General features: G+C 75.2%; 21 protein-coding genes. 14 read left to right on the top strand and 7 right to left on the bottom strand.

Annotation, left to right across the window (positions count from 1 at the left end; translation table 11 throughout):
* The first annotated feature begins 45 nt into the window (after positions 1-45).
* The 6 genes from ACQUFX_RS06300 (at position 46) to ACQUFX_RS06275 (ending at position 6,327) form a co-directional block, all read left to right on the top strand.
* Positions 46-1,056: an extracellular catalytic domain type 1 short-chain-length polyhydroxyalkanoate depolymerase gene (locus ACQUFX_RS06300; protein WP_428965079.1), complete on the top strand. Its 1,011-nt coding sequence runs from the start codon at positions 46-48 to the stop codon at positions 1,054-1,056.
* 67 nt (positions 1,057-1,123) lie between these two features.
* Complete coding sequence (locus ACQUFX_RS06295) at positions 1,124-2,380, top strand: ABC transporter ATP-binding protein (RefSeq protein WP_428965078.1); 1,257 nt, start codon at positions 1,124-1,126, stop codon at positions 2,378-2,380.
* A complete protein-coding gene (locus tag ACQUFX_RS06290; protein WP_428965077.1) occupies positions 2,377-3,204 on the top strand; it encodes an ABC transporter permease in 828 nt (275 codons plus the stop codon). The genes ACQUFX_RS06295 and ACQUFX_RS06290 overlap by 4 nt, the downstream gene beginning before the upstream one ends.
* Positions 3,205-3,245: 41 nt before the next feature.
* The gene (locus tag ACQUFX_RS06285) at positions 3,246-4,103 is read left to right on the top strand and encodes a 3'(2'),5'-bisphosphate nucleotidase CysQ (protein WP_428965076.1); all 858 of its coding nucleotides are present in this window, start codon (positions 3,246-3,248) and stop codon (positions 4,101-4,103) included.
* Complete coding sequence (gene cysD, locus ACQUFX_RS06280) at positions 4,100-5,014, top strand: sulfate adenylyltransferase subunit CysD (protein ID WP_428965075.1); 915 nt, start codon at positions 4,100-4,102, stop codon at positions 5,012-5,014. Before ACQUFX_RS06285 ends, cysD begins: the two co-directional genes overlap by 4 nt.
* Entirely contained in the window at positions 5,014-6,327 is a 1,314-nt protein-coding gene (locus tag ACQUFX_RS06275) for a sulfate adenylyltransferase subunit 1 (protein WP_428961980.1), read from the top strand. Before cysD ends, ACQUFX_RS06275 begins: the two co-directional genes overlap by 1 nt.
* 128 nt (positions 6,328-6,455) lie before the next feature.
* Here ACQUFX_RS06275 and ACQUFX_RS06270 read toward each other — a convergent pair whose 3' ends face one another.
* Positions 6,456-7,217, bottom strand: a complete 762-nt coding sequence (locus tag ACQUFX_RS06270; RefSeq protein ID WP_428965074.1) for a hypothetical protein — start codon at positions 7,215-7,217, stop codon at positions 6,456-6,458.
* Positions 7,218-7,755: 538 nt separating this feature from the next.
* Here ACQUFX_RS06270 and ACQUFX_RS06265 point away from each other — a divergent pair.
* Positions 7,756-8,319 (top strand): NUDIX hydrolase, encoded by a 564-nt coding sequence (locus tag ACQUFX_RS06265; RefSeq protein WP_428965073.1) that lies wholly within the window; start codon positions 7,756-7,758, stop codon positions 8,317-8,319.
* Between the two features lie 100 nt (positions 8,320-8,419).
* On the opposite strand, the gene ACQUFX_RS06260 is transcribed toward ACQUFX_RS06265, so the two are convergent.
* Entirely contained in the window at positions 8,420-9,643 is a 1,224-nt protein-coding gene (locus ACQUFX_RS06260; RefSeq protein WP_428965072.1) for an SfnB family sulfur acquisition oxidoreductase, read from the bottom strand.
* Between the two features lie 464 nt (positions 9,644-10,107).
* Positions 10,108-12,726, bottom strand: a complete 2,619-nt coding sequence (locus ACQUFX_RS06255; protein ID WP_428965071.1) for a CHAT domain-containing protein — start codon at positions 12,724-12,726, stop codon at positions 10,108-10,110.
* Between the two features lie 175 nt (positions 12,727-12,901).
* Between ACQUFX_RS06255 and ACQUFX_RS06250 the strand changes: the two genes are divergently transcribed.
* The 3 genes from ACQUFX_RS06250 to ACQUFX_RS06240 are packed head-to-tail and all read left to right on the top strand — an operon-like array spanning position 12,902 to position 15,412.
* Positions 12,902-14,218, top strand: a complete 1,317-nt coding sequence (locus ACQUFX_RS06250) for a S8 family peptidase (protein WP_428965070.1) — start codon at positions 12,902-12,904, stop codon at positions 14,216-14,218.
* Entirely contained in the window at positions 14,215-14,973 is a 759-nt protein-coding gene (locus ACQUFX_RS06245; protein ID WP_428965069.1) for an RNA polymerase sigma factor, read from the top strand. The genes ACQUFX_RS06250 and ACQUFX_RS06245 overlap by 4 nt, the downstream gene beginning before the upstream one ends.
* Entirely contained in the window at positions 14,948-15,412 is a 465-nt protein-coding gene (locus tag ACQUFX_RS06240) for a hypothetical protein (protein WP_428965068.1), read from the top strand. The genes ACQUFX_RS06245 and ACQUFX_RS06240 overlap by 26 nt, the downstream gene beginning before the upstream one ends.
* A gap of 144 nt (positions 15,413-15,556) precedes the next feature.
* Here ACQUFX_RS06240 and ACQUFX_RS06235 read toward each other — a convergent pair whose 3' ends face one another.
* Complete coding sequence (locus tag ACQUFX_RS06235; protein WP_428965067.1) at positions 15,557-16,597, bottom strand: hypothetical protein; 1,041 nt, start codon at positions 16,595-16,597, stop codon at positions 15,557-15,559.
* A 313-nt stretch (positions 16,598-16,910) separates the two neighbouring features.
* On the opposite strand from ACQUFX_RS06235, the gene ACQUFX_RS06230 reads away from it, so the two are divergent.
* Positions 16,911-17,462, top strand: a complete 552-nt coding sequence (locus tag ACQUFX_RS06230) for a dihydrofolate reductase family protein (protein WP_428965066.1) — start codon at positions 16,911-16,913, stop codon at positions 17,460-17,462.
* Positions 17,463-17,664: 202 nt separating this feature from the next.
* Here ACQUFX_RS06230 and ACQUFX_RS06225 read toward each other — a convergent pair whose 3' ends face one another.
* Both ACQUFX_RS06225 and ACQUFX_RS06220 read right to left on the bottom strand, forming a co-directional pair.
* On the bottom strand, positions 17,665-19,122 hold the full coding sequence (locus ACQUFX_RS06225) for a flavin-containing monooxygenase (protein ID WP_428965065.1): 1,458 nt from the start codon (positions 19,120-19,122) through the stop codon (positions 17,665-17,667).
* Positions 19,123-19,216: 94 nt separating this feature from the next.
* Positions 19,217-19,846 carry a TetR/AcrR family transcriptional regulator gene (locus ACQUFX_RS06220; protein WP_428965064.1) on the bottom strand — a complete coding sequence of 210 codons (630 nt, stop codon included), beginning with the start codon at positions 19,844-19,846 and terminating at the stop codon, positions 19,217-19,219.
* A gap of 126 nt (positions 19,847-19,972) precedes the next feature.
* Between ACQUFX_RS06220 and ACQUFX_RS06215 the strand changes: the two genes are divergently transcribed.
* From ACQUFX_RS06215 to ACQUFX_RS06205, 3 genes are read left to right on the top strand one after another with little or no spacing between them, the layout of a single operon-like run.
* Complete coding sequence (locus ACQUFX_RS06215; protein ID WP_428965063.1) at positions 19,973-20,524, top strand: PadR family transcriptional regulator; 552 nt, start codon at positions 19,973-19,975, stop codon at positions 20,522-20,524.
* Between the two features lie 22 nt (positions 20,525-20,546).
* Positions 20,547-21,236 (top strand): ABC transporter ATP-binding protein, encoded by a 690-nt coding sequence (locus ACQUFX_RS06210; protein WP_428965062.1) that lies wholly within the window; start codon positions 20,547-20,549, stop codon positions 21,234-21,236.
* Positions 21,233-23,536, top strand: a complete 2,304-nt coding sequence (locus ACQUFX_RS06205; RefSeq protein WP_428965061.1) for an FtsX-like permease family protein — start codon at positions 21,233-21,235, stop codon at positions 23,534-23,536. The genes ACQUFX_RS06210 and ACQUFX_RS06205 overlap by 4 nt, the downstream gene beginning before the upstream one ends.
* A gap of 16 nt (positions 23,537-23,552) precedes the next feature.
* On the opposite strand, the gene ACQUFX_RS06200 is transcribed toward ACQUFX_RS06205, so the two are convergent.
* Positions 23,553-25,247, bottom strand: a complete 1,695-nt coding sequence (locus ACQUFX_RS06200) for an FAD-dependent oxidoreductase (RefSeq protein WP_428966875.1) — start codon at positions 25,245-25,247, stop codon at positions 23,553-23,555.
* Positions 25,248-25,306: the final 59 nt, after the last annotated feature.

The following is a 25,306-nucleotide window of genomic DNA, read 5'->3' as shown; positions in this document are numbered from 1 at the left end:
GTTTTCCTCCGCCGCGCCGGGTCACCCCGTCCGCGGTCCGCCGGGGTGTTCCGGGTCGCCGGGGTGCTCGCGCTCGCCGTCGGCCTGGCCGCCGGGTGCAGCCTGGACGGCGGCGACCCCGGCCGACGCGACGGCGCGCCGGAGCCGGCCCGCACCGGTACGCCCTCCGACGGCCCCGGGCCGGCGGTGGACCTGCCGGTCGGGTCCTCCCCGCACACCCTCACCGTCGACGGGCGGGAGCGTAGCTACCGGCTGTACCGGCCCGCCTCGGCGCCGCTGACCGCACCGGTCCCGCTCGTGGTGATGCTGCACGGCGCGGCCGGTACCGGCACCCAGGCCGAACAGGCGTACCACTGGCCGGAGCAGGCCGACCGCAACGGCTTCGTCGTCGCCTTCCCCGACGGGCTGAACCGGGCCTGGGCGGTCGGGCCGGAGTGCTGCGGCGCGCCCGCCCGGGACGGGGTCGACGACGTGGCGTTCATCCGGGAGCTGGTCGCCGCGATCGGCGACAGACTGCCGGTCGACCCCGCCCGGACCTACGTCACCGGGATCTCCAACGGGGGGCTGCTGGCGTACCGGCTGGTCTGCGACACGTCGATCTTCGCGGCGGTCGGCGCGGTGGCGACCACGCTGACCGGCGCGTGCCCGTCCCCTCCCCCGGTCTCCGTGCTGCACATCCACGGCCGGCAGGACCAGACCATGCCGTACGGCGGCGGACCCGGCCGCCGGGACAACGCCGGCACCGGCCGGCTCCCGGTCCGGATCGACGGACCGCCCACCCCCGAGCTGGCGGCCCGGTGGCGGGCGGTGGACCGGTGCGGCGAGCCGACGGTGCGCACCGACGGCCCGGTCGTGCGCACCGCCGCGACCTGCGCCGACGGGCGGGCCGTCGAACTGATCACCATCACCGACGCCGGGCACCAGTGGCCCGGCGGCCGACCCAACCCGCCCCGGGCGGAGCAGTTGCTCAACCTCGACCCGCCCTCCACCGCGCTCGACGCCACCGAGACGATCTGGCGCTTCTTCAGCGCCCACCCCAAGCCCGCCGGCGGCTGACCGCCGGGCCGCCGCCGGTCCCGGCCGGCGCGGCCCGGTAACAGCCCCGGCCAGAGGAGGAGAACCGATGCCCAGCAGAGACGGCCCGGCCGTGGTCGAGGTCCACGACCTCGTCAAGCGGTACCCGCGCGCCGGGACCAACGCCGTGGACGGGTTGTCGTTCACCGTCGCGCCGGGCGAGGTCTTCGGCCTGTTCGGCCCGAACGGCGCCGGCAAGTCGACCACGGTCGGCATCCTCACCACCCGGCTGCGCGCCACCGCCGGCCGGGCCCTGGTCGGCGGCGTCGACGTCGGCCGGGACCCGGCCACCGCCCGCGCGCAGTTCGCGGTGGTGCCCCAGCACAACAACCTGGACCGGGCCCTCACCCCCCGGCAGAACCTCGTGCACCACGCCGCGTACCACGGGGTGGCCCGGCGCGACGCCGAGGCGCGGGCCCGGGACCTGCTGGACCGCTTCGGCCTCGCGGAGCGGGCCGACCGGCGGATGGAGACGTACTCCGGCGGGCTGGCCCAGCGGCTGATGATCGCCCGCGCGTTGGTCCACGAGCCGGCGGTGCTCTTCCTCGACGAGCCGACCAACGCCCTGGACCCGCAGACCCGGGTGCTGATCTGGAGCCAGATCCGCCGGCTGCGGGACCGGGGCGTGGCGGTCGTGCTGACCACCCACGCGATGAACGAGGCGGCCCGGGTGGTCGACCGGGTCGGCATCGTCGACCAGGGCCGGCTGCTCACCCTCGACACGCCGGAGAACCTGGTCCGGGGGCTGGCCGGCGACGCGATCCTCGACCTCACCGTCACCCCGGCCCCCGCCGACGACCCCGAGGCGCTCTGCGCGGCGCTGGGTGAGCTGGACGGCGTCCGCAAGGCGGAACGGCTGGCGCTGCCCACCGGGCGGCCCGGCGGGCCGGGCGCGGCCCTGCCGGCGGCGCTGCGGGCCCGGCTGGCGCAGGCCGGGGCCGGCGGCGGGCTGGCCGCGCTCGCCGACCGGGCCGGGGGCGGTGGCGGGCTCGCCGCGCTCGCCGGTCGGGCGGGGGCCGGCGGCGCGCGGGGCGGGCGGGCCGGAGCGGGCGCGGCGGGCGGCAACGGCCTCGCCGCGCTGGCCGCCGCCGGCCTGCTCGGGCAGGCCGGCGCGGGCCTCGGGGCCGGCGCGGGCGGGCCCGACCGGCTCCGCGTGCGCCTGCACCTGGCCACCGAGCCGGCGGCGTTGCTCGGCAGCGCCACGACCCTGCTCACCGCCCGCTCGGCGGCGCTCAACGCGATCGACGTCGGGGAGCCGAGCCTGGAGGACGTCTTCATCGAACTCACCGGAAGGGAGCCACGGTGACCGCGCTCGACACGCCGACACCGCTGCGGTCACAGGTGCGCCCACGCCCCCGCCCCGGGGCCGGTCGCGTCCTCGCCGCCCTGCTGCGCCGCGACCTGATGGTCACCGGCCGGGAACTCTGGGTCATCCTGCTCCAGGTCGGGTTGACGCCGCTGTTCATGCTCTTCGTCTTCGACACGATCCTCGGCGGCCAGGGCATCGTCGGCAGCGGCTTCGCCCAACTGTTCCTGCCCGGCGTCGTCGCGCTGGCCGCCCTCACCACCGGTCTGCAGAGCGTGGCCCTGCCGCTGGTGAAGGAGTTCGGTTTCACCATGGAGATCGAGGACCGGCTGCTGGCCCCGCTGCCGACCGGTCTCGTCGCGGTCGGGAAGCTGATCGTGGCCACCGTCCGGGGGCTGCTCGCGGCCGTCCTGGTCTACCCGCTCGGCGCCCTGGTCGTCGGGTCCGCACCGTGGCGGCCGGCCGGGCTGCCGATGGTACTGCTGGTGGCGCTGCTGGGGGCCTGGGTGGGGGCGGCGATCGGGATGAGCCTGGCGACCACCCTGCCGGTGCAGCGGATCAACGTCACCTTCTCGGTGATCCTCACCCCGATCATCTGGACCGGCTGCGTCCACTACCCCTGGCCCCGGTTGTCGTCGATGCCCTGGTACCAGGCGGCCACCGCGCTCAACCCCATGACGTACGTCTCCGAGGGGGTGCGCGGGGCCCTGCTGCCGGGCGTACCGCACCTGCCGGGGTGGGTGTGCCTGGCCGTGCTGACCACGGTCGCGGCGGCGCTGACCTGGGTCAGTGTCCGCTGTTTCATCCGGCGGGCGGTCCAGTGACCACCCGCGCACCGCGTCGAGGCCATCGTGAAGGAGCCGCCATGTCCACCCCTGACCCGTCCGACTCCGACGCCCGGCTCGCCCGGGTGCTCGCGGACCGCGCCGGCGACCTGCTGCTGCGGGTCCGCGCCGCGCAGGGCTTCCACGACCCGGCCGCGCTCAAGGCCGCCGGTGACCGGGCCGCCCACGACCTTCTCCGGGCCGAACTGGCCCGCTGCCGCCCCGGCGACGCGGTGCTCTCCGAGGAGGACGCCGACTCCCGGCGGCGCGGCGGCGCCGACCGGCTGACCGCCGACCGGGTGTGGATCGTCGACCCGTTGGACGGGACGCGGGAGTTCTCGGAGGAGGGGCGGTCGGACTGGGCGGTGCACGTGGCGCTCTGGGCCCGGTACGCCCCGACGCCGCACGGCCTGGTGGCGGGTGCGGTGGCGTTGCCGGCGCAGCACCGGGTGCTGGCCACCGACGTGCCACCGGCGTACCCGCCGGCACCGGCCCGGACCGGCGCGCCGGTCCGGGTGGCGGCGAGCCGGAGTCGTCCGCCCGTCTTCCTGACCGATCTGGCGGAGGATGTGGGTGCTCATCTGGTGCCGATGGGGTCGGCGGGGGCGAAGATCGCGGCGGTGGTGACGGGTGAGGTCGACGCGTACATCCACGCGGGTGGGCAGTACGAGTGGGACTCGGCCGCTCCGGTGGCTGTGGCGACGGCCACCGGCCTGCACGCTTCCCGGATCGACGGTTCCGCGCTGACGTACAACGAGGCTGACCCTCGCCTGCCCGACCTGCTGGTCTGCCGTCGGGACCTGGCCGCGCCGCTGCTCGCCGCGCTGCGCCGGCAGTTGTCCGGCACGGCGGCGTCAGCCGAGCACGCCGCCCCGGCGTCCCCTGAGGAGTCCCGATGAGCAGTACGCCGGCCGCCTACCACATCTCGCAGTTGGACGAGTTGGAGGCGGAGAGCATCTTTGTGATGCGTGAGGTGGTGGCGGAGATGGAGCGGCCGGTGTTGCTGTTCTCCGGTGGTAAGGACTCGATCGTGATGCTGCGGTTGGCGCAGAAGGCGTTCGCGCCGGGGTCGGTGCCGTTTCCGGTGATGCACGTGGACACGGGTCACAACTTCCCGGAGGTCCTGGCGTACCGGGACGGCCGGGTGGCGGAGTTGGGGTTGCAGTTGATCGTGGCGTCGGTGCCGGAGGCTCTCGCCAGTGGGTTGGTGCGGGAGTCGGGGGACGGGACGCGGAACCGGATCCAGACGCCGGTGTTGTTGGACGCGGTGGAGAAGCACCGGTTCGACGCCTTGTTCGGTGGGGCCCGCAGGGATGAGGAGAAGGCGCGGGCGAAGGAGCGGGTGTTCTCGTTTCGGGACGAGTTCGGGCAGTGGGATCCGAAGAACCAGCGTCCGGAGTTGTGGTCGTTGTACAACGGTCGGCATCACCCGGGGGAGTCGATCCGGGTGTTCCCGTTGTCGAACTGGACCGAGTTGGATGTGTGGCACTACATCGCGCGGGAGCGGATTCCGTTGCCGTCGATCTACTACGCGCACGAGCGGGTGGTGGTCTCCCGGGACGGCATGTTGTACGCGGTGAACGAGTTCATCCGGCCTCGGGCGGGTGAGACGCCGTTCACGGCGGTGGTGCGGTACCGGACGGTCGGGGACGCCTCGTGCACGGCGGCGGTGGCGTCGGACGCGGACACGGTGGAGAAGGTGATCGTGGAGGTCGCCGCGACGCGGGTGACCGAGCGGGGCGCGACCCGGGGTGACGACCGGGTCAGCGAGGCCGCGATGGAGGACCGTAAGCGGGAGGGCTACTTCTGATGAGCACCGACACCATCACCCCGGGGGCCGGCGTGCCCGAACCGGTGCAGGCGCGGCCGATGGACCTGCTGCGGTTCGCCACCGCCGGGAGCGTCGACGACGGCAAGTCGACCCTGATCGGCCGCCTGTTGTACGACACCAAGAGCCTGTTCACCGACCAGCTCGCCGCCGTCGAGGCCGTCAGCGCGGCGCGGGGGGACGAGTACACCAACCTCGCCCTGTTGACCGACGGGTTGCGGGCCGAGCGGGAACAGGGCATCACCATCGACGTGGCGTACCGGTACTTCGCCACCCCGCGGCGGAAGTTCATCATCGCCGACACCCCCGGGCACATCCAGTACACCCGCAACATGGTCACCGGCGCCTCGACCGCCGACCTGGCGTTGATCCTGGTCGACGCCCGTAAGGGCCTGGTCGAGCAGTCCCGCCGGCACGCGTTCCTCTGCTCCCTGTTGCGGGTGCCGCACCTGGTGCTGTGCGTCAACAAGATGGACCTCGTCGACTACGACCAGGCCGTGTTCGACCGGATCGCCGACGAGTTCACCGCCTTCGCCGCGAAACTCGACGTGCCCGACCTGACGGTCATCCCCGTCTCCGCCCTCAAGGGCGACAACATCGTCACCCGGTCGGAGAACATGCCCTGGTACGAAGGCCCCGCCCTGCTCCACCACCTCGAACGGGTCCACATCGCCTCCGACCGCAACCTCGTCGACGTCCGCTTCCCCGTCCAGTACGTCATCCGCCCCCAGTCCACGACGGTGACGGACTACCGCGGCTACGCCGGGCAGGTCGCCTCCGGCGTCCTGAAACCCGGCGACGAGGTGATGGTCCTGCCCTCCGGGTTCACCTCCCGCATCGCCGCCGTCGAGACCGCCGACGGCCCCCTCGACGAGGCGTTCCCCCCGATGTCGGTCACCGTCCGACTCACCGACGAGATCGACATCTCCCGCGGCGACATGATCTGCCGCCCCCACAACGCCCCCACCCCCAGCCAGGACATCGAAGCGATGATCTGCTGGATGGACGAAACCCGCCCCCTGCACATCGGCGGCAAGTACACCATCAAACACACCACCCGCACCGCCCGCACCATCATCCGCAGCCTCCAGTACCGCCTCGACATCAACACCCTCCACCGCGACGACACCGCCACCCACCTCACCCTCAACGAGATCGGCCGCGTCCGCCTCCGCACCACCATCCCCCTCCTCGCCGACGAGTACCGCCGCAACCGCACCACCGGCGGCTTCATCATCATCGACGAGACCACCCACCGCACCGTCGCCGCCGGCATGATCATCGAAGCCACCTGAGGTGTAAGGAAGGGCCCCCTCTTAACCCATACGGTCGAGAAGGGGCCCCTTCTCACAGCTCGGGAGGGCAGAAACGAGGCCGGGGCGGGGTGGTCGCCCACCCCGCCCCGGCCTCGGGGTCGGTCGGCTCAGGACAGGAACTTGTCCAGGGCCGCCTCGACGGTGCCGGTGTCCGGCGCCGCGTACGACTCCATCGTCGACCGGTTGTACGAGATGAAGCTCGGGCAGCGGTTCGTCGGGGCGTTCACCGTGCCACCGTCACCGATCTTCTCGCCGGTCTTCGCGGCGTGGAAGGTCAGGGTGTAACGGCCGGAGATGTACTTGACCGTCACCTGCTTGTCCGAGCTGTCCTTGTACTGGCACTCGCGGGGCTCGCCCTGGCTACCCTCGGCGAACTTCAGGCAGGCGACCACGGAGACCGTCTCGAACTCGGTCGACCGGGCGTAGTACTTCTTGTTGGAGCTGACCGACCGGGTCGACCAGTTGTTCGGCCGGTCCGGAGCGTTCGAGAAGGTGTACGCCTTGGCGCCGGAGCCGCCGTTGTAGGCCGCCGCGTTCATGATCGGGCTGCCCTCGCAGACCGACGAGAAGTCGCTGGAGAAGCGCGCCGTGATGGCGTTGTTGTTGCTCGGCTCGTCCTGCGACTCGGACGGCGCCGGCTCGGGCGAGTTGTCCGTGCCCGGCTGGGAGTCACCGTCGCCACCGGGGGTGGCGGGCGCGGAGGCGATCGGCGTGGGATCGTCGTCGTCCCCTCCGCTGGCGAGGAAGAGCCCGATGCCGGCACCGCACACGGCCAGGATGAGCACCACGGCCGCCCCGACGCCCAGCCCGATGACCAGGCCCTTGTTGGACTTCTGCGGCGGGGGGACGGGGGCGCCGAACTGCTGCATCGGCGGCGGACCCGGCTGGCCCGGATGGCCCGGATGGCCGTACGCGGGGTATCCACCCTGCTGAGCCGGCGGTCCACTCCACGGAGTGACGTTCGGATCCGGCTGCCCACCGTACGGAGGGTAGTTGTCGCTCATCTGATGCCCTTATCGCTGTCGACGGGTGCCCAGGCACGTGATCACGATCAGGGTAGTGAGCGGCGCAAAATCGTGCTGCCGGCCACTGGCGACAGTGAGCCGCGGCGAGTCGCCCCGAGAACGGATTCCGTCACGCTGTGTACAAGTTACGGCTCCGTCCGTACCGGACACCCCCGGCCGGCCGGGCGCTCCGGAAGCCGGAAGCGGGCCAGCGGAAAGGAAATCCGCCCGGTCAACGCGTGATACGGCGCGGACGACGCATCAGATGAGAAATGTGATGCTTATCACTGCCCTGCCGGACCGCCATCCGGACGACCCACCGGGGCGGCGGGGCGGGCAGACGCCCGCTCCCCGGCCCGCTACGGTGGTCGCCGCCGGGCGATACGTACCTCGGGAGGGGCGGATGCACGACGGGGAACCGACGCCGATCGCGGCGCTGTTGGCGGCCTACCGGCCCCGGACGGCGGCCGAGGCCGTCGACGTGGACCGGGTCCGGGCGGTGGTCGCCGCCGGTGACCCGTGGGCCCGGACGCTGCCGTTGCACGTCACCGCGTCGGCGCTGGTCGTCCACCCACCGACGGGCCGGGTACTGCTGCGCTGGCACGCCCGCCAACGGGCCTGGCTCCAGATCGGCGGGCACGGCGATCCCGGGGAACGCGCGCCGGTCGCCGTCGCGCTGCGCGAGGGCCGCGAGGAGACCGGCCTGGACGACCTGGTGTGCTGGCCCGACGCGACGCTGCGCCAGGTCGTCGTGGTGCCGGTGGCGGCCGGCGCGCACGAGCCCGCCCACGAGCACGCCGACCTGCGTTTCGTGCTCGCCACCGGGACGCCCGACCGGGCCCGCCCGGAGAACCCGGCGGCCGAGCTGCGCTGGCTCAGCCTGGCCGAGGCCCACGACACGGTCACCGAGGCGAACCTGCGCGACCTCCTCGGCCGGGTGGGCGAACTGCTCGACCGGACACCCTGAGCCCCCGCCGCCACTTCCCACCGGTGGTTCGGGACGCCCGGCGTCGCCCCCGGATCGCGGCGGGCGGGCGATCCGGGGGCGACGCCGGGCGCGCGGCGGGTCAGAGCTGGCCGTGCCGGGGCGGCGGGGTGCCGGAGAGCAGCCAACGGCCCACGTGCTGGACCTTCCAGCGGGTGGGGTCGTGCAGGGTGTGGGTCCGCGCGTCCCGCCAGTAGCGGGACAGGTTGAGCGGCTCCGCCGCCGAGCGGGTGCCACCGAGTTCGAACAACGCCGACGAGACCTCCACCGCGGCGCGGGCCCCGGCCACCTTGGCGATCGCGGTGGCGACCGAGGCCCGCGCGGTGCTGTCGTCGGTGAGGTCCGCCTCCGCCGCGTCGATCGCGGCGGCGGCCTCGCGCAGCAGCGCCTCGGCACCCCGGACCAGGATCTCCAGCTCACCGGCCTGCTGGACGAGCAGGGGCTCCTCGGCCGCCCGCCCGACCCCCGCCTCGAACCACGGGCGGGCCCGCCCCACCTGGACGACCGCCGCGTCCAGCGCGCCGCGCGCGATGCCCACGTCCAGGGCGGCGTGCAGCACCTGCGCGCGGGCGCCGTAGGTGGTCGGCCGGGCGAAGATCGGCGTGTACGGGACGACCTGGTCCTCGTCGACCAGCACCCCGTCGAGCAGGACCGTGCCGCTGGCGGTGGTCCGCTGGCCCATCCCCGCCCAGTCGTCCTGGACCGTGACGCCCGGGGTGTCCCGCCGGACGAAGGCCACCGCCTTCGGGGTCGGGGTGGGTGCCGGGCCACCGGCCACCGGGGCGGACGGCGTCTCGTCGGCCAGTACGGCGCGGACCACCAGCCAGTCGGCGAACAGGGCCCCGGTGCTGTAGAACTTCTCCCCGTCGAGCCGGTACCCGCCGCCCGGCCGACGCCGCAGCGTGGTCGCGTCGTCGGCGGCGGTCCGACCGCCCCGTTCCGCCTGAGCGTTGGCGAACCGGGCCCCGGCCAGGGCCGCGCCGAAGAACCGGGCCTGCTGTTCCTCGGTGCCCTGCAGCCGCAGCGCCTCCAGGAAGACGAAGTGGCTGTGCGGGATCTGGGCGAGGCTCCCGTCGGCGGTCGCCAGGGTGCGGAACACCTCGGCCAGCACGCTCACCTCGACGGCGGCGCCACCGAAGCGGGCCGGCACCGTCACGCCGAGCAGGCCGCTGTCGGACAGGTCAGCGAGTTCGGCCTCGGGCAGCCGTCGCTCGCTGTCCCGGACGGCGGCCTGTTCGGCGAAGGAGGCGGCCAGCTTGCCGGCGACCTCCTGCGCCTCGGTGCCGTTACGGATCACATGGGTCATCGCGAAGTCCGATCGTGTCGGGCCGGTGACGGCGGGGCGTGATGGCCGCGCCGCCGCTGTCGGGGACGGAAACGAGTCCCGCCGCGCGGGGCGGACGGGACTCGGTGGTGGGTGGGGGTGAGGGCCGCCGGACGACAGCGGGTGACTGCCGGCCGGGGCGGCGTGCGAGCCGGACGGCCTGTCACCAGCGGTCCCCCTCGACCAATAACTGTTATTCCTATCGAGTTTGTAGGCGTAGTGTGCCCGCGCCCGCGCGCGTCGTCAATCCGCAGGTCACGCGGGGGCGGTGGCGGGCGGGCCGCCCGCGCCCGGCGGGGTGAACGGCCGGTGCACGGGCGTCGACACCGACGCCGGACCGCCACGCGGAGACCCCGGCCGAGCGCCGGGACCGCAGCCGGGGCCGGGACCGCAGCCGGGGCCGGGACCGCAGCCGGGGCCGGGACCTCAGCCGGGGCCGGGGGACCTCAGCCGGCGCCGAAGCAGACGAAGGCGGCGGCCGTGGCGTGGGCCGCCCCGCCGGTCGCCCCGCCGTCGTCGCCCTCGAACGCCCGCTGCGCCTCGGCGAGGGCCAGCGCCGGACCGGCTCCGGCCCGCATCCGCCGGTGCAGGTCCAGCATCAACGTGGTGGTGAGGTCGGCCGGCACCGGCAGGACGGTCGCGACCAGGCTGCGCGTGCCGAGGGCCAGCAGCACCGCGGTGAAGCCCATCACCTCGTCGCCGGGGCGGACCCCGGACAGGCCGGAGTCGCACGCCGAGAGCACCACGCACCCGGGCGGGCAGGTCAGCCGCTCCAACTCGTAGGCGGTCAGCGGGCCGTCGGCCAACTCCAGCGTGGAGAAGAGCGGGTTGTCCGCGCGGAACCGGCCGTGCGCGGCGACGTGCGCCAGCCGGGTGCCGTTCAACGCCTCGGTCGTCGCCCGCGCGGTGGCGGCGGTTCCGGTCAGCGCCCGGGCCCCGGGCAGGACGGCGGCGAGCTGACGGACCTCGGTCTCGGCCGCCGGCAGGCGTGGCCCGGCGACCAGCACCGGCGGGCCGGCCGGCGCCGACCGGCCGGCGGCCCGCAGCCAGGCCGTCGCCGAGGGCGCCACGGTCACCGGGCGGCCCGCGCAGGTCGGCAGCCCCGACCAGGGTACGGCGTGCAGCTCGCCGATCGGCACGATCACCAGTGGACGGTCGCCGAGCAGCGGGCGTACCGGGTCGAAGAGCTGCCGGTCCAGCGCGGCGGCGGTGTGGCCGACCCCGGCGCGGGCGTCCGGCCGGTCGCCGGTGGTGACCAGCCGGCGCAGCCCGAAGCGGTGCAGCCGGGCCAGCCGGACCGCCTCGGCCAGCGGCCCGAGGTCGTGCAGGCTCGCCCGGCCGGCGCGGACCAGCACCGCACGCAACCGGGGACCGTGCGCGACCAGTTCCAGCAGGACGGTGTCGCCGAGCGCGGCGGCGACGGCCCCCACCCCCGGGGGCGCCAGCAGCCCACCGCCGCCGTGCACCCCCCGGGCCAGCTCCCGGATCCGCTGCTCCAGCCGGGCCTGGCGGCGCCGCAGCGGCTGCACCGGGTGCCCGGTGAGCAGCGCATCCTCCAGCGCGGCGCTGACCATCCGCAGCTCGGCCAGAGCGTCGGCCAGCTCCGGGTCCTGCGGTGGGGAGACCGCCCGCATCCGCAGGGCGTTGGCCCGCCACCGCTCCGCCCAGGCCAGCACCTGACCGGGGGCGGCCCGGCGGACCGCCAGGTCCAGCCCCTCGGCGGCCAGCTCCTGCCCGTACGCCCCGCTGTGGGTGCGCAGCTCGGTCGCGCCGAGCGAGGCGCGGTGACCGTCCAGGACGGCGAGTCCCCGGCGCAGCGCGCGGGCGGCCCCCCGGTCGTCGCCGTCGAGCCGGCGGCGCAGGCCGAGCGCGTACCACCCCTGGGCGCGGCGGGGCGCGGTCCCCCTCCGCCGGGCCTGCGCCGCCACCGCCAGCAGCTCCGCCGCCCGGTCCGCGCGGCCCAGCGCGGCGGCGAGCCGGGCGGCCTCGATCCGGGTGGTCAGCGCCGGACCGGGCCACCCGGTCGCGTCGAGCTGACCGGCGGTACGGATCATCGCGGCGAGCAGCGCCGGGGACCGGGTGCCCCGGGCGTACCCGGCGCGCAGCTCGACGTGCCGGGCGAAGGTGGCCCAGGTCCGCCGCCCCTGCCGGCGGAACCGGCTCCGGGCCGCCGCGGCGGCCCCGGCGGCGGTGTCCAGGTCCCCGGCGAGCAACGCGGCGCGGGCCTGGGCCAGCAGCGCCTCGGCGAGGTCCGACGCCATCCCCCGGCGGCGCAGCTCGGCGACGGCGGTGGCGGCCACCTCGACCGCCTCGTCGAGCAGTGGCACCGACAGCAGCAGCTCGAACCGGTCCAGCAGCAGGGCCGGGCGGGGGACCGCCAGGCGGCGGTACTCGGCGTCGACGGCCGCGAAGCGGCGCAGCGCCCCGGCCACGTCGCCCCGCTGCCCGGCCGCGATGCCGCTGTTCCACCGGGCGTCGGCGGCGGCCAGGTCCAGCCCGAGCCGGCCGAAGACCTCGGCGGCGCGGTGCAGATCGTCCGCTCCCCGCTCGGCGCCCCGGTGGGCGTCGAGCAGCCCCCGGTTGTTGCGGGCCCGCGCCTCCAGCAGCAGGTCACCCTCGCGCTGGGCGATCTCCACCGCGACGCCGTAGTCCCGGACCGCCTCGTCGAAGCGGCCCCGGTAGTGCAGCACCACACCCCGCTGCATCCGGGCCCGGCCGGCGTCGGCCCCGGTCAGCCGGGGCAGGGCCAGGGTCACCGCGCGCAGCGCGGCGGTGGTCCGCCCGGCGTTGGCCAGGACGTATCCGAGGCTCATCCGGGCCAGCGCACGCAGCCGGGGGTCGTCGGTGGCCCGGACCGCGCGGCGCAGGTGCCGCAGGGCGCCGGGCAGGTCGTTGAGTTCCCGCAGGGCCAGCCCGACGGCCCGCTCGGCGGTGGACCGCTCGCCGGTGTCCACCGTGCTGTCGAGCACCGCGCGGGCCAGCGCGATGGCCTCGCGGGGGTAGCGCTGGACGGCGTCGAGAGCGCGGTGCGCCGGGCCGGCACCGGGCGGGGCGCTGTCGGCCATACCATGGAGAATCCCCGGATCCCGCCGCCCGGTCAATCCCGGTCGGGCGCCCGACCCGCCACCACCGGGCGATTGACCCAGGGTCGCAGCAAACGATACTCTCCGTGCGCAGAGAGCGCTTCCCCCGACTTTTCCGCTGCCGTCGGCCACGCATCGTCCACTGCCTGGAGGGCCGGTGTCGCCTGACCACCCCGCCGCGCCGCGTCCGCCCGGTCGAGTGTCCCGGCGTCGGCTGGTGGGATGGTCCGCGTTGGCCGCCGCCGCGGTGCCGCTCGGCGTCGGCGGGTGGTCGGGTCGGGCCACCGCCGCCGAGTCCCTCGAGGAGAGTTACCAGCGGGCGTTCCTGGAGGCCGTCGGGCGCCATCCCGCGATCCGCCGGCACACCGTCCCGGGCCGCGAGTTCCTCTACCGTCCGGGGCAGCTCCTGGCCGCCCGGCGGGACGTGCAACGGGTGCTGGCGCGGCTGCGCGCCCTCGGTCACCAGGTGACCGAGGGGCCCGGGTTCGCCACCGTCGGCCGGCTGCTGCTCGCCCCGGAGACCGACATCCCGACGCTGGTGACCCGGCTGCGGGATCCCCGCCAGTGGCCGAACCAGACGGTCCCGGTGGTGCAGCCGCACCACGTCCTGGTCGGGTTCGGCAACATCATGGGCAACCCGGGCGGGCCACCCCGGGTCGCCGCACCCCTGGCCGCGCCGGATCCGGCCCGGCTCGGCGAGGGCGCCGGGGTGACGGTCGGCGTCTGCGACACCGGCATCTGGCGGCACGCCGGGGCCGCGCACCCCGCCTGGCTGGGCGGCAGCTACCTGCCCGAGTCCGACGACGAGGACGCGGTGTACGCCGGCGCCGGGTTGCTGGCCCTCCAGGGTGGTCACGGCACCTTCGTCGCCGGGGTGCTCCGGCAGGCCGCTCCCGGCGTCCGGTTCGATCCCGAGGCCGCCCTGGACGCGACCGGGGTCGGCGACGAGGAGACGCTGGTGGCCGCCATCGGCCGGCTCGACCCGCAGGTGGCGATCGTCAACCTCTCCCTGGGCTGCTTCACCCAGGACGACCAGCCGCCACTGCCGCTGGTGGACACCATCGCCGCGCTGCCCCACGAGGTGGCCGTGGTGGCGGCGGCGGGCAACGGCGGCACCGCCCGCCCGTCCTGGCCGGCCGCGCTGCCCCGGGTGCTCGCCGTGTCGGCGCTGGCCACCGGGTCGGGCGGCGCGCTGGTCCCCGCCGGCTACAGCGGCTTCGGCTCCTGGGTGGACGCGTGCGCCCTCGGCGACCGGACCAGCACCTACGTCGACGGGGAGTTGCGGCTGCCCGGTCAACCGTCGCTGGTGTTCCACCGCTTCGCGGCCTGGGCCGGGACGTCGTTCGCCACCGCGCACGTCACCGGCCGGCTCGCCGCCCTGATGACCAGCACCGGGATGGACGCCGAGGAGGCCCGCGCCGCCCTGGTCGCCACCCCGCGCTGGCACCCCGACTACGGCGTACTGGTCGGATGACCCCCACCGCGGACGCGCCGGGGGGCGCGGTACCCCCGCCCGACCCCGCCGACCCGTCCCCCGCCGAGGAGGTGTCCGCCGACCCGCCCCCGGCCAGCGGGCCGGTCGCCGGCGTCGAACGGGCGTCCCCTGCGGAGCTGGTCTCCGCCGCCGGTGACGGCGACGAGCGGGCCTGGGCCGAGCTGGTCCGGCGCTACACCCCGCTGGTGCGGTCGGTGATCCACGCGCACGGGCTGGACCGGGCCGACGCCGCCGACGTCCACCAAACCGTCTGGTTGCGGCTGGTCGAGCACCTGGGCCGGCTGCGCGAGTCGGCGGCGCTGCCGGCCTGGCTGGTGACCACGACCCGGCGGGAGTGCCACCGGCTGGTCCGGATCGGCCGGCGCACCCAACCGTTCGACCCGTACGACGACTCGGTCGACGGGCACGTCGGCCGTCTGCTGCTGGTCGACGCGGCCAGCCCGGACGAGGATCTGCTGCGGGCCGAGCGGCAGCAGGCGCTGCGGGAGGCGTTCGCCCAGCTCCCGGCGCGCTGCCGGGAGCTGCTCGCGCTGCTCGCCGCCGATCCGCCGGCCAGCTACCGGGAGGTCGGCGACCGGCTCGGCATCCCGATCGGCAGCGTCGGGCCCACCCAGGCCCGCTGTCTGGCCAGGCTGCGGCGCTGCCCGGCGCTCGCCCAGTACGTCCGGCCCCCGGCGAGCGGGGCGGAGGGGACCGGAGGTGATCGCGATGGAGCAGTGGCCGCCCGCCGGTGACGACGCGTTGCTGGCTGAGCTGGGCGCGGCGTTGCTGGACTCGGGTCCGGTGCCGGAGGAGTTCCTCGACACCGCGCTGGCCGCGTTCAGTTGGCGCACCGTCGACGCCGGCTGGACCGTCGCCGAGCTGACCTTCGACTCGGCCTGCGACCTGGCCCCGGCCGGGCCGCTGCGCTCGGGTGGCACGGACCGGACGTTGACCTTCCACGGTGGCCCGGTCGCCATGGAGATCGAGGTGACCCGCACCGGCATCGTCGGGCAACTCTCCACCGGCTGCGACGGTCGGGTCAGTGCCCGCACCCCCGACGGGCGGTACGAGGACGTGCCGATGGACGCGATGGGCTACTTCTCGATGGGGCCGTTGCCCCCCGGCCCGGTGCAGTTCCGCGCCCGCACCGCCGAGTACGCGATGGTGACGACCTGGGTGCTGCTGCGCTGAGCGGCGGCCGGTCTCCCGCCGGGCCGGGCCGACCCGGGCGTGGCCCGGGTGCCGCCGCGCCCACCGTCGCCGCGCCCCCGGGCCGGGCGGACACGGCGACCCGGAGGTCGCGGCCGGGCCGCGACCTCCGGGCTCCCGTCGGGGCTAGTTCACCCGCTTGCCGACCGTGACGTCGTAGCGCACGCCGCCCAGGTCGGCGCGCTCGGCACCGGTGCTGTCCGGGCCGATCTGGGTCACCCGCAGCGCGATCTTCTCCTGGGTGGCGACGGTCGCGGTGAAGCTGAGCGACAGGGTGAGCCGCTCCTTCGCGTTCAGCCGGAGGTTGTCCAGGCTGGCCTTGCCCGGTTCGAGGATCTCGACCTGGTTGCGGCCCACCTCACGGACCCCGGTGCCGGCCCGGCCGCCCTCGACCCAGCGGGCGAACAGCGTCGGCCCGAGGTCGGCCACCAGCCGGCCGCCGGCCGTCCGCAGCGGGGCCCCCACCTCGCTGAAGACCAGGCTGTTGCGGGTGGCCCGGGTCAGGGTGTTGCCGATGGCGAACGGCCGGACCGCCGCACCCAGGTTGGGGGCCAGCGCCACCGAGTCGACGTTGCGCCAGGCGATGTTGTTGTTGTTCCGGGTGTTCGGGCCGATGTCCGGGCCCTCGAAGGTCATCGGGTCGTTGGCCGAGACCCAGCGGGCCACCAGGCAGAAGTGGCCGGGACCCGGCACGTCGTCCCAGGGCAGGGTGATCGTCGTGGTGCCCGCGTAGACCGGTACGGCCATCCAGGCGATCTCCGTCCAGTGGTCCGGCCAGGCGGCCCCGCCGCCCGGGGTGGTCCGGTACACGTGGATGGTCCCCTCCTCCATCTCACCCGAGCCGTACGGGCCGGGGTTGGACACGTCGATGAAGAGGTAGTTGCGCTGCCCGACGATCGGGTTCTGGCTGACCGCGCACTCGATGGCGGTGGGGCAGACCTTGATGTCGGGGCTCTCCCAGAGCGGGTTGAGCGCGTGCGGCTGGAGACCGACGTCCGCCGGGGTGTCCCGGAGGAAGACGTCGGCGGGGGCCAGGGCGGCCCGCGGCGAGCGCTCGGCCGGCGGCACCGCGCCGGCCGCCGTGACCGAGAGCAGCGTGGTCAACGCCGCGCCGGTGAGCAGGACGAACAGGGAACGACGTGCGGGTCGGTGCAGACGTGTGGACACGTTACCTCCGAGGGTGGGACCGCCGCGGCCTCCGTGGGTGGTGGACGGCGCGGATGGACACCGGTACAGAGCGACATCGACGGTTTCTGATACGTCTGCGATCCGAGGTCGTTGTCAGATGGCGGCAGATGGCAGGAAACAGCCGAACATCAGGTATCCGGTCAATCACCCTCGGTCGTCCACGGGTGGTGGCTGGCCGACGGCGGCCCGTCGGCGGCGGCCAGCGGCGCAGAGCGGCCCTGGAGCGGATTGTCAGGGGGTTCTGGCAGGGTGCCGGATGTCAGCGGAACACCCCGGGACAGGAGCCCGCACCGTGCGCAGGATCATCAACTCGACCTACATCACCCTCGACGGCGTCATCGAAAGCCCGGCGTGGACCACGCCGTACTTCGACGAGGAGGCCACCGCGTTCGCCGGGACGCAGACCGACGCGGCCGACGCGCTGCTGATGGGCCGGCACACGTACGACGGCTTCGCCGCCGCCTGGCAGGCCATGGACGAGAGCGACCCGACCAACGGCGCGGCCTACTTCAACAGCGTGAAGAAGTACGTCGCCTCGACCACGTTGACCGATCCGGAGTGGAACAACACCGAGGTGCTGCAGGGCGACCTGGTCGAGGCGGTCACCCGGCTCAAGGCCGCCGAGGGTCGGGACATCCTGATGTACGGCTACGGCGTGGTCACCCACACCCTGCTGAGGGCCGGGCTGGTGGACGAGGTGCGGTTCTGGATCCACCCGGTGCTCCAGGGCGGCCCGTCGATGAGCGCCCCGCTGGCCGACGCGCAGACCACGCTCGCCCTGGTCGACACGAAGGTGCTGAAGAGCGGCGTCGTCATCGTCTCGTACCAGCCGGTCAGCCGGTAGCCCGGCACCGACGCGTCGGCGAGCGCCCCGCCCGGGTGCGACACCCACGTCTGCGACACCCCGACCGGGTTGGCGCGCACCCTGGTCGGATGGGTCACGGTCCGACGGGTCGCGGTCGGACGGTCGGTCGAGCCACCCAGACCAGCCCGCCCGGCCCAGACCAGCCCGCTCGGCCCGAGCCGGGCAGCCCGAGCCGGGCAGGTCAGGCCGGGCCGCGCCCGTAGTCGGCGGGGCGTAGCCGGGCGGTGCGGCGCCGGTACTGCGCCGCGCTGCCGGGCCAGTTGGTGACGACCCGGCCGGAGGCCGTGCGGTACCAGCTCCGGCAGGCGGTCCAGACGCTGCCGGCGAGCCGGCCCTGCACCTGCGCGTCGTGCGCGGCGGCCACGTCGGGCCGCACGTCCAGCGGTGGCCCACCGGCGGCGAGCAGCCGGACCGCCTGGGTGATGTGGCGGGCCTGGGACTCGTGGAAGTGGACGACCGAGGTGTTGCCCGTGTTGGTGTTGGGGCCGTACACCAGGAACAGGTTGGGGAAGCCCGGCACGGTCATGCCGAGGTACGCGTGCGCCCCGTCCCGCCACACCTCGGCCAGCCGGCGGCCGTCCCGGCCGGTGACCCGGATCGGGGCGAGGAACTCGGTGGCGGCGAAGCCGGTGCCGTAGACCAGCACGTCGCAGGGGTGCTCCACGCCGTCGGCGCTGCGTACCCCGGTCTCGGTCACCTCGGTGATCGGCGCGGTGACCAGGGTGACGTCGGGGCGGGCCAGGGTGGGCAGCCAGTCGCTGGTGAACAGCACCCGTTTGCAGCCCAGCGGTTCGTCCGGGGTGACCAGCGCGCGCAGCCGGGGATCACGCACCTGCCAGCGGCGCTGGGCGTGGGAGACGCCGCGCAGCAGGGCGGCGACGACCCGGTTGCCGGTCACCGCGAGCCCGGCGACCAGGGTCATCGCCCACACCCCGGCCCGGGGCAGGCGCGTCAGCGCCGGCCAGCGCCGGCACACGGCCCGGCGCAGCGGCCCGTACCGGCGGTCGGGTTTGGGCAGGGTCCAGGGTGCGGTGCGCTGGAAGACGGTGACGTGCGCGACCCGGCCGGCGATCGCCGGGACCAGTTGGACGGCGCTGGCGCCGGTGCCGACCACCGCGACCCGGGCGCCGTCGAGGCGGAGCGTGGCATCCCAGCGGGCGGTGTGCAGGGCCGTGCCCCGGAACCGGTCCGCGCCGGGCAACGCCGGCAGCAGCGGACGGGAGAGCTGCCCCACCGCCGGGACCAGCACGTCGGCGACCACCTCCGCGCCGGTGGCGGTCCGCAGCCGCCAGCAGGAGCCGGCCTCGTCCCACCGCGCGTCGGTGACCTCGACGCCGAGCCGGACCCGGCCGCTGACGCCCAGGTCGTCGGCGCAGCGGCGCAGGTAGGCGAGGATCTCCGCGTGCGACGGGAAGCGCCGCGACCAGTCCGGGTTGGGCGCGAAGGAGTACGAGTACAGGGGGGCGGGGATGTCGCAGGCGCAGCCGGGGTAGGTGTTGTCCCGCCACACCCCGCCGATCCCGGTGGCGCGTTCCAGCAGGACGAGGTCGTCGAAGCCGGCCCGCAGCAGGGCGGCGGCGACCGCGATGCCGCCGAACCCCGACCCGATGATGGCCACCCGGGGGCGCCCGCCCGTCATGCGGTGACGGTAGCAACCTGTTGGCACCCCGCCAACAGCTGCCGCGCGAGCAGTCGCAGCGCGAACAGCCGCGTCGCCGACGGCCCGCGCGGGCTCAGCCGGCGGCGGGCCGGCCGGTGACGGCGGGAAAGACCTGCTCCACGATGGCCAGCAGGGTGGTGGTCAGCAGCAGGTGCACCTGGGCGCGGTCGAGCGCGTCGCGTTCGAGCCACTCCCGGGCGGTCGCGGTGGCCAGCGCGCCGTACGCCCGGATCATGCCGCGCAACTCGTCGCGGTGCGCGGTGACGTCGGCGAGCCCGACCGCGACGAGGACGCTGTCCGCCGCGACCTCCTCGGCCTCCCGGAGCACCCGCGCCACGTCGGCGTCGTGGCCCATCCCGCCGGCGGTCGCGGCCAGCCAGGAGGTGCGGTGCCGGGAGACCGTGTCGAGGAACCAGGCGACGCTGGCGTCGACCCGGGTCCGCAGGTCACCGGCGGGCAACTGCGCCACGGCCACCTCGGGCACGGTCACCATCACCCGGATGACCTCCAGGTAGAGCCGCTTCTTCGTGCCGAAGTAGTGGTTGATCAGCCCCCGGGCGACCCCGGCGACGCGGGCCACGTCGGTGGTCGACACGTCGGCGTACGGGCGCTCGCCGAAGAGCCGGACCGCGCAGGCCAGGATCTGGCCGCGCCGGGCGTCCGGCTCCAGCCGGCGCCGCCGGGGTTCGGTGTCCACGCTCATCCCGCCGACCCTATCGGGCCGGCAGCCGGGGCCCGGCCCGGCAGGTCGGGGCCCCTTCGGCAGGCCGGGGGCGGCGACGGAGCACACTAGACACTGCGTGTATAATCGGTGTGTATAGTGGCGCTCATGTCAGTTGGTCACGCCCTCCTGGGCCTGCTCGAGTCCGGCCCGCGGCACGGTTACGACCTGAAGCGCTCCTACGACGAACGGTTCGGCCACGGCCGGTCGCTGCACTACGGCCAGGTCTACGCGACCCTCGCCCGGCTGCTCAAGAACGGGCTCGTGGCGGTGGAGTCCGAGCCGGGCGCCGGCCCGGACCGCAAGCGGTACGCGATCACCTCGGCCGGGGTCACCGACGTGGCCGCCTGGCTGACCACGCCGGAGAAACCCGAGCCGTACCTGCATAGCACCCTCTACACCAAGGTCGTCCTGGCGCTGCTCACCGGCCGCGACGCGACGGACCTGCTGGACACCCAGCGCGGCGAGCACCTGCGGCTGATGCGGGAGCTGACCCGACGCAAGACCGACGGGGACCTGGCCGACCAGCTCATCTGCGACCACGCCCTGTTCCACCTGGAGGCCGACCTGCGCTGGCTGGAGCTGACCGCCGCGCGCCTCGACCAGCTCGCCGCCCGGGTCCGGCCCGGCTCCGATCCGCTCCCGCCGACCCGCTCCTGACGCCCACCCGAGGAGAGTCACGGTGAACCCCACGAACGAGGCCCTGCTGGCCGCCGACGACCTGCACCTGAGCTTCGGCCCCACCCGGGCGCTGAACTCCGCGTCGCTGCGGGTCCACGCCGGGGAGGTGCTGGCGCTGATGGGCCCGTCCGGCTCCGGCAAGTCCACCCTGCTGCACTGCCTGGCCGGGATCCTCACCCCGGACTCCGGCCGGGTGGTCTTCGCCGGACGCGACCTGTCGGCGATGTCCGACACCGACCGCAGCGCGCTGCGCCGTACGGAGTTCGGGTTCGTCTTCCAGTTCGGCCACCTCGTCCCCGAGCTGACCTGCCTGGAGAACGTGGCGCTGCCGCTGCGGCTGGCCGGTGTCGGTCGCCGGGAGGCGCAGCGCGCCGCCGCCGAGTGGCTGGACCGCCTCCAGGTCGCCGACGTGGCCGGCAAGCGCCCCGGGCAGGTCTCCGGCGGGCAGGGGCAGCGGGTGGCGGTGGCCCGGGCCCTGGTCACCCGGCCCCGGGTGGTCTTCGCCGACGAGCCGACGGGGGCGTTGGACTCGCTCAACGGTGAGCAGGTGATGCACCTGCTCACCGCCGCCGCCCGGGACACCGGCGCGGCGGTGGTGCTGGTCACCCACGAGGCGCGGGTCGCCGCGTACTCCGACCGGGAGGCCGTGGTCCGCGACGGCCAGGTCCGCGAGCAGGAGTACGCCCGGTGACCGCCCCGGCGGCGCGACGCCGCGCGGCACCGGCCCGCTGGGCGGCCGAGCTGGCCCTGGGGGTGCGGCTGAGCGTCTCCGGCGGCCGGTCCGGCTGGGCCCGGCTCGTCATGATCTCGGTCGGGGTGGGGCTGGGGGTGGCGATGCTGCTCGTCGTCGCGACCGTGCCCACCGTGGTGGCGGCCCGGGGCGACCGCCTCGCGGCCCGGGACCTGCCCCGCGACGAGGTGCCACGCGGCGACGACACCCTGCTGGTCGGCAGCGCCGACTCGGAGTTCCGGGACCGCCCGATCACCGGCCGGCTGGTGCAGCCCGAGGGCGCGCGGGCACCGCTGCCGCCGGGCGTGGACCGCCACCCGGCCCCGGGCGAGCTGGTCGCGTCGCCGGCCCTGGCCCGGCTGCTGGACAGCCCCGACGGCGCGCTGCTGCGCGACCGGTGGGACGCCCGGGTGGTCGGCACGATCGGGGACTCCGGCCTGTCCGGCCCCCAGGAGTACGCCTTCTACCTCGGCACCGACCGCCTCACCGAGACCGACGCGGAGCGGATCCGGTCGTTCGGGCGAAGCGGCGGGCCCGACGACGGGCTCGCCCCGGCGCTGCTGCTGCTCGCGGTGGTCGGCCTGGTGGTGCTGCTGGTACCGGTGGCGATCTTCGTCTCCTCGGCGGCGCGCTTCGGCGGGGAGGCGCGCGACCGTCAGCTCGCCGCGTTGCGGCTGGTCGGCGCGGACGCCGCGATGATCCGCCGGATCGCCGCCGGGGAGACGGTGACCGGCGCCCTGCTGGGGCTCGTCGTCGGCGGTCTGCTCTTCGTCGCCCTGGGGCTGCCGGCCAACCGGTTCCTGCCGGCCAACCTGAGCTTCTTCCCGGCCGACCTGCGACCGGCCCCGGCCCTGGCGGTGCTGGTGGCCGTGCTGGTCCCGGTGCTGGCGGTGCTGGTCACGGTCTCCGCGCTGCGGCGGGTGGTGGTCGAACCACTCGGCGTGGTCCGCCGCGCTGACCAGCGCCGCCGTCGGCTGTGGTGGCGGCTGGTCCTGCCCGTGGTCGGGCTGGTCCTGCTGTACCCGCTGCGCGACGGCTTCGAGGGACAGTCGGCGGGATTCGAGTACCAGGTCACGGCGGGGCTGGCGGCGCTGCTGATCGGGGTGGCGCTGGTGCTGCCCTGGCTGGTGGACGCGACCGTCCGGCGGATCGGTGGCGGCGGCGTCGCCTGGCAGTTGGCGGTCCGCCGGCTCCAGCTCGACAGCGGCACCGCCGTCCGCACCGTCTCCGGCATCGCCGTCTCGGTCGCCGGCGCGATCGCGTTGCAGGGGCTGGTCGGGGCCATGCAGGCCCAGTACACCGAGGAGACCGGGCGCGACACCGACCGGTACCAGGCGGTCGTGCTGCCCCGTGGCGAGGTCTCCGACGAGCGCTGGACGACCACGCTGGCCCAGCTCCCCCAGGTCACCGGGGTCGACACCGTGCGGATGGTGTGGGCCGACCCGGCGCGGGCCGACTCGACGGGCCTCTACGCGAGGGTACGGGTCGGCGAGTGCGCGGTGCTGCGACAGTTCGCCCGGATCGACGCCTGCGCCGACGGGGACACCTTCGTCGTCGACGAGAGCGCGGCACCGGGCCCCGGCGACAGCTACACCCTGGGCGACACCGCCGGGGCACCACACTGGACGCTGCCCGCCACCACCCGGACCGTGCCGAAGCTCACCGACGACCCGCTGCTGTCCGGGACGAACATCCTGCTCACCCCGGCGGCCCTGGACGATGGGTCGATCGTCGCGGACAGCGTGGAGCACTACCTCGCCCTGGACCCCGCCGACCCCGACGCCATCGAACGGGTCCGCAACGCCGCCGCCGTGCTGGACCCCGGTGCCCGGGTCCGGCCGACGCAGTGGCGGCCCCTCGACGACGTGCTGCTGACCGTCCGGCAGGTGCTCCTGGTCGGCGCGACGGCGCTGCTGCTGCTCGTCGGGGCCAGCATGCTGGTGAACGTGGCCGAGCAGCTGCGCGAGCGGCGGCGACTGCTCGCCGTGCTCGTCGCCTTCGGGACCCGCCGCCGCACCCTGACCGGGTCGGTCCTGTACCAGGTCGCCATTCCCGTGCTGCTCGGTCTGAGCCTGGCCGTCGCCACCGGTACCGGCCTGTCGACGCTCCTCCAGGTGGCGACGGACTCCCCCGTCCGCCTCGACTGGTCCGGTGTCGGCCTCACCTCCGGCGCCGCCGCCCTGGTCGTCCTCGCGACCACCGGGGCGAGCCTGCCGCTGCTGTGGCGGCTGACCCGCCCGGCCGGCCTGCGCAGCGAGTGACGGGCGGGGCTGGGGCTCAGCCGCCGGGCGGGGCCGGTGGGCGCAGGGCGGCGGGCGCGCCGGCCGGTACGGCGGGGTGCCGGGGCGGCACCGGGGCGACCGGCCGGTACCGCTGGCCCGGCGCCGGGCGGGGGTCCGGGTCACCGTGGTTGGGCCACATGGACAGGGCCCGTTCGGCCAGGGCGGTGATCGTCAACGACGGGTTGACGCCGAGGTTCGCGGCGACCGCCGACCCGTCGACCACGTGCAGCCCCGGGTGCCCGTACAGCCGGTGGTAGGGGTCGATGACCCCGCCGGCCGGGTCCGCGCCGATCGGGCAGCCACCGATGAAGTGCCCGGTCACCGGCCGGCCGACCAGTCCGGTGACCGCGCCCAGCGGCACCCCGTCGATCCGGTCGGCGACCTCGCGGGCCACCCGGTGCGCGGCCGGCACCCAGAGCGGGTTCGGCTCGCCGACCCCCTGGCGGCTGGTCAGCCGGCGGCGACCGGACCAGCCCCGCCGGGTGTAGAGGGTGATCGAGTTGTCCAGCGGCTGCATCGCCAGCAGCAGCACCGTCTGCTCCGACCAGCGTCCCGGCCAGGCGAGCAGCCGCAGGTCCCGCCAGGTGCGGGCCACCTCCCGCAGGCCGGCCACCCAGCGGGGCCGTCCGCCGGGGTCGTCGACCAGCACGGTGGCGAGCAGGGCGAGCAGGTTGCTGCCGCGCCCGTAGCGGACCGGTTCGACGTGGGTCACCGGGTCGGGGTGGATCGACGAGGTGATCGCCACCCCGTGGCTGAGATCGACGTCGCGGCGGCGGGTCCGGGCGCCGAGGATCGACTCGGAGTTGGTCCGGCTCAGCTCGCCCAGGCGCGGCGAGACCGCCGGCAGCAGGCCCCGGTCGCGCAGCCGGTGCAGCAGCCGCTGGGTGCCGAGCGCGCCGGCGGCGACGATCACCTGCCCGGCGGTGAACCGGCGGCGACCCCGCCGCAGCGTGCCGCCGGTGCGCCGGGTCTCCACCGCGTACCCGCCGTCGGGCAGCGGGCGCACGGCGGTGACGGTGGTCAGCGGGTGCACCCGCGCGCCGGCCGCCTCCGCCAGGTACAGGTAGTTCTTGACCAGGGTGTTCTTCGCCCCCTGACGGCAGCCGGTCAGGCAGGCCCCGCAGTGGGTGCAGGTCCGCCGGGCGGGCCCGACGCCGCCGAAGAACGGGTCGGCGACGGCCGTGCCGGGCGCGTCGCCGAAGAGCACCCCCACCGGGGTACGCCGGTACGTGTGCCCCACCCCGAGGTCGTCGGCGACCGCGCGCAGCACCCGGTCGGCGGCGGTGGTGACCGGGTTGACGGTCACCCCGAGCATCCGTTTCGCCTGGTCGTACCAGGGGGCGAGTTCGGCGGCCCAGTCGGTGACCGAGGCCCACTGCGGGTCGGTGAAGAACGCCTCCGGCGGCTCGTACAGCGTGTTGGCGTACCCGAGCGAGCCGCCGCCCACCCCGGCGCCGGAGAGCACCAGCACGTCACGGAGCAGGCTCAGCCGCAGGATGCCGTAGCAGCCCAGGGCCGGGGCGTACAGGTAGCGGCGCAGCCGCCAGGAGGTGGTGGGCAGGTCGTCGTCGGCGAAGCGGCGGCCGGCCTCCAGCACGCCGGCCCGGTAGCCCTTCTCGGTCAGCCGGAGCGCGCTGACGCTGCCGCCGAAGCCGGACCCGATGATCACGACGTCGTAGTCGTACCCCATGGCGTACGGTGGCACCGCTGTTGTCGGCCTGTCAACGGCGCACTTCCGCCCGCCGGCCG

Source organism: Micromonospora fluostatini (genome assembly GCF_050410825.1).
GTDB lineage: Bacteria > Actinomycetota > Actinomycetes > Mycobacteriales > Micromonosporaceae > Micromonospora > Micromonospora rosaria.
The sequence above is the reverse complement of the archived record's forward strand: the minus strand, read 5'-3'. Positions and strand labels throughout refer to the sequence as shown.

Coding starts and splice junctions, on each gene's coding strand:
- ACQUFX_RS06245 (WP_428965069.1), top strand. CDS start 14,215: ATGACCCCCACCGCGGACGCGCCGGGGGGCGCGGTACCCCCGCCCGAC.
- ACQUFX_RS06255 (WP_428965071.1), bottom strand. CDS start 12,726: ATGGCCGACAGCGCCCCGCCCGGTGCCGGCCCGGCGCACCGCGCTCTC.
- ACQUFX_RS06225 (WP_428965065.1), bottom strand. CDS start 19,122: ATGACGGGCGGGCGCCCCCGGGTGGCCATCATCGGGTCGGGGTTCGGC.
- ACQUFX_RS06275 (WP_428961980.1), top strand. CDS start 5,014: ATGAGCACCGACACCATCACCCCGGGGGCCGGCGTGCCCGAACCGGTG.
- cysD (WP_428965075.1), top strand. CDS start 4,100: ATGAGCAGTACGCCGGCCGCCTACCACATCTCGCAGTTGGACGAGTTG.
- ACQUFX_RS06265 (WP_428965073.1), top strand. CDS start 7,756: ATGCACGACGGGGAACCGACGCCGATCGCGGCGCTGTTGGCGGCCTAC.
- ACQUFX_RS06285 (WP_428965076.1), top strand. CDS start 3,246: ATGTCCACCCCTGACCCGTCCGACTCCGACGCCCGGCTCGCCCGGGTG.
- ACQUFX_RS06260 (WP_428965072.1), bottom strand. CDS start 9,643: ATGACCCATGTGATCCGTAACGGCACCGAGGCGCAGGAGGTCGCCGGC.
- ACQUFX_RS06270 (WP_428965074.1), bottom strand. CDS start 7,217: ATGCAGCAGTTCGGCGCCCCCGTCCCCCCGCCGCAGAAGTCCAACAAG.
- ACQUFX_RS06240 (WP_428965068.1), top strand. CDS start 14,948: ATGGAGCAGTGGCCGCCCGCCGGTGACGACGCGTTGCTGGCTGAGCTG.
- ACQUFX_RS06215 (WP_428965063.1), top strand. CDS start 19,973: ATGTCAGTTGGTCACGCCCTCCTGGGCCTGCTCGAGTCCGGCCCGCGG.
- ACQUFX_RS06220 (WP_428965064.1), bottom strand. CDS start 19,846: ATGAGCGTGGACACCGAACCCCGGCGGCGCCGGCTGGAGCCGGACGCC.
- ACQUFX_RS06295 (WP_428965078.1), top strand. CDS start 1,124: ATGCCCAGCAGAGACGGCCCGGCCGTGGTCGAGGTCCACGACCTCGTC.
- ACQUFX_RS06200 (WP_428966875.1), bottom strand. CDS start 25,247: ATGGGGTACGACTACGACGTCGTGATCATCGGGTCCGGCTTCGGCGGC.